We start from the raw sequence: 5,694 nt of genomic DNA, 5'->3' as shown, positions 1-5,694 counted from the left end.
GATATTTATTATAAAAATAATATTTAAATTGAAGATTTATGATAATAATTACTTATATAATAAACCTAGTTTGTAAGTACCACATAATATGATTTTATTATAGGTAAGACTTAATCTAAGTTTAAAGTGGGAGCAATATTTTGAGGGAACTAAGATTTAACAATAAACTATATTAAGGAAATGAAAAAGGAGGCGGATAAAGTGAAGGATGAATTCATTTATTTAAAAGGCTGCAAAGAAAATAATTTAAAAAACATATCATTAGAAATACCTAAAAGAAAAATAACTATATTTACAGGGGTTTCTGGTTCAGGTAAATCCTCTATTGTTTTTGAAACTGTTGCAAAGGAAGCACAACGTCAATTAAATGAGACTTTTAGTGCTTTTATAAGAAACTTTTTACCAAAGTATGGTGAGGTTAAAGCTGATCATATTGAAAATCTATCAACACCAATTATTATAGATCAAAGTAGAATTGGTGGTAATTCTAGGTCTACTTTAGGAACTATTACAGATATTAATTCTTTTCTAAGAGCTTTATATTCAAGATTTGGAAGCACTTATATAGGTAAAGCAAATATGTTTTCTTTTAATGATATAAACGGGATGTGCGGTGAGTGTGAAGGGCTTGGAAAAAAGCTTGTTCCGAATATGGAAGAGATTCTTGATATGAGTAAATCTTTAAATGAAGGAGCAATATTACTTTCAGGTTTTGGCGTAGGTTCATGGCATTGGAAACTATTCACAGAATCAGGCTTCTTTGATAACGATAAAAAGATAAGTGATTATTCAGAAGATGAATTACATAAGTTCTTATATGGAGAGCCTGAAAAGATAAAGATAGATGAAGTAGGGACAATGAATTTAACTTATGAGGGATTAATAGTTAAGTTTAATAGACTTTACTTAAAGAGAGAAGGGGAAATTTCAGAAGCTGCTAAAAAGAAGCTTAGTAAATTACTAATAGAAGGTGAATGTCCTGTTTGTAAGGGGAGAAGACTTAATGAAAGAGTTTATAATTGCTTAATTAATGGATATAATATTTCTGATTTAACAAGCATGCAAATAGATGAATTAGTTAAAGTTATTAAAGAAATAAAAGAGCCAGAAGCTAAGCCTTTAATTAATGGTATCCTTGAAAAGTTAAATAATATTATAGACATTGGCCTTGGATATTTAACATTAGATAGGGAAACATCAACATTATCAGGTGGAGAGTCACAGCGTATAAAGATGGTTAAGCACTTAAATAGTAATTTAGTTGATTTAATGTATATATTTGATGAGCCAAGTATAGGACTTCATCCAAGAGATGTTCATAAGTTAAATAACCTTTTAAAGAAGCTACGTGATAAAGGTAATACTGTAATAGTTGTTGAACATGATCCAGATGTTATTAAGATAGCAGATCATATTATTGATGTAGGACCACTAGCTGGTAGAAATGGTGGGGAAATAGTATATGAAGGAAGCTATGGAGATTTACTGAAATCTGGAACACTTACTGGGAATGCCTTAAATAAGTCACTTACTATAAAAGAAGATGTAAGAGAACATAATGGATATTTAAAGGCTAGTAATTGTAAGAAGAACAATTTGAAAAATATTACTGTTGAAATACCTAAGGGTGTTTTAACTGTTGTTACAGGTGTTGCAGGGTCAGGAAAAAGCACATTAATTAAGGAAGAATTCTTAAAACAAAATAAAGAAGCAGTTTTAATTGATCAAAGTCCAGTAGGAGCAAATTCAAGGTCTAGCCTAGCAACTTATAGTGGGATTATGGACAATATTAGAAAATCCTTTGCAAAAGAAAATGATGTTAATCCATCACTTTTTAGTTCAAACTCAGAAGGGGCTTGTGAAAATTGTAAGGGAAGTGGAATAGTAGAAACTAACCTTGCTTTTATGGATAATATAAAGAGCACTTGTGATGTTTGTGATGGGAAAAAGTATAGACTTGATGTATTAGATTATAAATTACATAGTAAAAATATAATTGAAGTATTAGATATGACAGTAGTTGAAGCAATAGACTTTTTTAAGCTTAAGTCAATTAAAACTAAATTAGAATCAATTAATGATATGGGAATAGGTTACTTAACATTAGGTCAAACTTTAGATACCTTATCTGGCGGTGAATGTCAAAGATTAAAATTAGCTAGTGAACTTCATAAAGATAGTTCAGTGTATATTATGGATGAACCTACAACAGGTCTGCATATGGCTGATATTGAAAAGTTCGTAAATATTGTTGAAAATATTGTAGATAACGGAAATACAGTAATTATAATTGAACATAATATTGATGTTATTAAAAGAGCAGATTGGATTATTGATCTTGGACCAGATGGCGGAAATCATGGTGGAGAAATAATTTTTGAAGGAACGCCTAAAGATTTAAAATATAGTAAGGAATCATTAACAGCTAAATATCTCTAATTATTTGTATTAAAAGTATTATAATTATTTAGAGAATCATAAATAGAGCTTATAGACTTAGAGTTGTTAACATGCCTAATTCAAATAGGCTAATACATAAGATGTAATGAAAAAATATTTAAAAATCTATAATGATACCTTTTATCGAGTCATCATAATAGATTAAAATATTAATAAAGAGAAATAGATATAAGTAAACACTATAAACTTAAGGTTTAAAGTAATATGAATGATATAAAAAGAAAAGAGATTATAAATAGCTATAAGTAAAAAGAAGTTGAGATAGGATTAATTAGAATATATAATACAATTAATGGATATTCATATGTAGATATTTCGGATAATCTATATAAGCCTTTTGAATCAATTAAATTTAAATTTAGTGAGTTATCAGAGATTTATAATAGAAATTAAGTGAAAATATAATATAAAGAGGGGATAATATGCTTAATACAAATGTAGATTTACTAAAAGGGAAGATTTTAAGATCACTAATAATCTTTGCTATACCACTTTTTATAGCAAGTTTATTTCAGCAATTATACAATACAGTAGACATTATGGTTGTAGGAAATTACTTAGGAGATACTTCATTAGCAGCAATTGGTGCCAGTGCAGCTATTTTTGAATTACTGGTTGGGTTTGCCCTAGGTGTAGGAAATGGCTTAAGTATTGTGACAGCAAGAAGCTATGGTGCTAAGGATGAAAGTTTAATAAAAAAATCAGTAGCAGGATCACTAGTTATAGGAGTTTTAATAACATTAATAATAATGATTATTTCAAGGTTATTTCTATTTCCGCTACTTCAATTACTTAATACACCAGAAAATATCATAGAGGAATCATATTCATATATTTCAGTGGTAACTATGTTCGTTGGAGTAATGTTTTTATATAACCTTTGTGCTGGGATTTTAAGAGCAATAGGAAATAGTATGATGCCATTAATATTTTTAATACTTTCTTCTGTAATAAACATAGTTTTAGATATAGTTTTTATAACTGAATTTAATATGGGAATTAGGGGGGCAGCAGTTGCAACAGTAATATCTCAAGGGATTTCTGGTTTATTATGTATTATATATATTTATAAAAAGTGTCCAATACTTATTCCAAAGAAAGAACATTTTAAATTTGATAAGGAATTATATAAAGAACTATTAGGACAAGGTCTATCTATGGGAATTATGCTTATGATAGTATCTGCAGGTACAGTTATACTACAAACGGCTATTAATAATTTAGGGTATCTAGTTATTGCAGGTCATACAGCCGCTCGTAAACTTAGTAGTTTTGCTATGTTACCTGTATCAGCACTATCTATGAGTCTAGCAACCTTTGTTTCACAAAATAAAGGAGCTAATCAAGGGAAAAGAATAAGAGAAGCAGTACGATACTCCAATATTATATCTATTGTATGGGGAGTAATAATTACTTTAATCTTACTATTATTTTCTCAAACGCTAATGAGAGTACTATCTGGATCTACTGAACCAACAGTAATTGATAATGGTGTGAAATATTTATTGCTTAACTCACCTTTTTATGCTGTACTTGGGATTTTATTAAATTTAAGAAACTCATTACAAGGTATAGGAGAAAAAATATTGCCTCTAATATCTAGTATAATTGAATTAATAGGTAAGATAGTCTTTGTTATAGTTCTTATACCTAGCCTTAAATACTTTGGTGTAATTATTTGTGAACCAGTAATTTGGTGTTTAATGTGTCTTCAGCTAGCATATTCATTTTATAGGAATCCCTATATAAAAAATGCAAAGTAAAAAGAAATATAAATAATGAAATGAAAAATTATACAGAGTTTATAATATAATAAAAAAATCCTATTTTAAAATTAAAATAGGATTTTTTTATTATTAATCTTTATATTTAGATAACTCTTCAGAAGCAGAATTAATAGAATTTATAGCTGATTGAATTTTAGCCTTATTATCTGATTTTTCTGCATCACCAAGTGCTTGTTGTAATGATGAAATAGTATTTTGTAAAGATGATAAACTTTGATTAACATAATCTACAGCCTTTGGCATATATAGAACCTCCTAAATAAATGATTTTAAAATAGTATCTGCAAATACGGAAAAGAATATGTTGGAAGATAATAACAAAATTATAATTTGATTGTAATTATTGCACTATTGTACAAGTAGCATGTGGAAGTTGTACAGTAAGATTTTCAGGTCATAGAGTTAAAAGATTCTGTAAGACACAATTAGATCCAAGAAAGGTATTTGAGGGGAGAAGATTTATATGATAAAGGTTATTATTATAGGTGGAGGATGGTCTGGATGTGCAGCAGCCATAACTGCAAAAAAAGCAGGAGCAGAAGTTCATATATATGAGAAAACGGACCTTTTATTAGGACTTGGAAATGTTGGGGGAATAATGAGGAATAACGGAAGATGGACAGCTTCTGAAGAACTTGTAGAGCTTGGGGCTGGAGATTTAATAAATATTACAGATGATACAGCAAGGCATAAAGATATTGAATTTCCTGGGCATAAACATGTTACCCTTTATGATGTAAATCTTATAGAAGGTAAGGTGTACAAATATTTAGAGGATTTAGGTATCATCATTCATATGGAAAGTCGAATAAATGATATAAATCTTGAAGGTAATAAGATAAAGGGAATATATTTAAGCGATGGTACTTATGAAGAGGGAGATGTTTTCATAGAAACAACTGGTACAACTGGACCTATGGGAAATTGCTTAAGATATGGTAATGGATGCTCTATGTGCATTTTAAGATGTCCAGCATTTGGACCTAGAATAAGTATAAGTGAAAGATGTGGTGTTTCAGATATTCAAGGTGAAAGAGGAGAAGATATATTAGGAGCTTTTTCTGGTTCATGTAAATTATCTAAAGATACATTATCAAAGGAATTAAGAGAAGAACTAGATACAAAGGGATGTGTGATCTTAGAATTACCTAAAGAAGATATTAATTATGACAAGCTAAGTACAAAGGTATGTCAGCAGTATGCTTTAAAGGAATTCGCAGAAAATATCATATTACTAGACACTGGTCATGCAAAGCTTATGACAACTTATTATCCATTAAAAAAACTAAGAAAAATAAAAGGACTTGAAAATGCTAAGTATGTAGATCCATATGCAGGTAGTAAGGGGAACTCTATAAGATATATGTCAGTTGCGCCTAGAACTAATGACTTAAAGGTAAATGGAGTAGATAATTTATTCTGTGCTGGAGAAAAATCAGGATTATTT

Annotated in this window: 4 protein-coding genes and 1 pseudogene; 4 read left to right on the top strand and 1 reads right to left on the bottom strand. The window is 29.1% G+C overall.

What is annotated here, in order from left to right:
• Window positions 1–201 precede the first annotated feature (201 nt).
• A complete protein-coding gene (locus E6248_RS12150) occupies window positions 202–2,439 on the top strand; it encodes an excinuclease ABC subunit UvrA (RefSeq protein ID WP_316341065.1) in 2,238 nt (745 codons plus the stop codon).
• A 443-nt stretch (window positions 2,440–2,882) separates the two neighbouring features.
• Window positions 2,883–4,223: an MATE family efflux transporter gene (locus E6248_RS12145; RefSeq protein ID WP_316341064.1), complete on the top strand. Its 1,341-nt coding sequence runs from the start codon at window positions 2,883–2,885 to the stop codon at window positions 4,221–4,223.
• Window positions 4,224–4,316: 93 nt separating this feature from the next.
• Here the strand turns inward: E6248_RS12145 and E6248_RS12140 are convergent, their stop codons facing one another.
• Window positions 4,317–4,490 (bottom strand): hypothetical protein, encoded by a 174-nt coding sequence (locus E6248_RS12140; protein ID WP_316341063.1) that lies wholly within the window; start codon window positions 4,488–4,490, stop codon window positions 4,317–4,319.
• Window positions 4,491–4,612: 122 nt separating this feature from the next.
• Between E6248_RS12140 and E6248_RS12135 the strand changes: the two are divergent.
• Window positions 4,613–4,714: pseudogene (locus tag E6248_RS12135) on the top strand (sulfide/dihydroorotate dehydrogenase-like FAD/NAD-binding protein); the annotation flags it as partial.
• Window positions 4,714–5,694: FAD-dependent oxidoreductase (locus E6248_RS12130; RefSeq protein WP_316341066.1), on the top strand; the 981-nt coding region annotated here is incomplete at its 3' end. The pseudogene E6248_RS12135 and the gene E6248_RS12130, both read left to right, overlap by 1 nt.

Source organism: Clostridium sp. (assembly GCF_032552055.1).
In the GTDB taxonomy this organism is placed as follows: Bacteria; Bacillota; Clostridia; order Clostridiales; family Clostridiaceae; genus Clostridium.
This window is presented reverse-complemented; position numbering and strand designations above follow the sequence as displayed.

Coding starts and splice junctions, on each gene's coding strand:
- E6248_RS12145 (WP_316341064.1), top strand. CDS start 2,883: ATGCTTAATACAAATGTAGATTTACTAAAAGGGAAGATTTTAAGATCA.
- E6248_RS12140 (WP_316341063.1), bottom strand. CDS start 4,490: ATGCCAAAGGCTGTAGATTATGTTAATCAAAGTTTATCATCTTTACAA.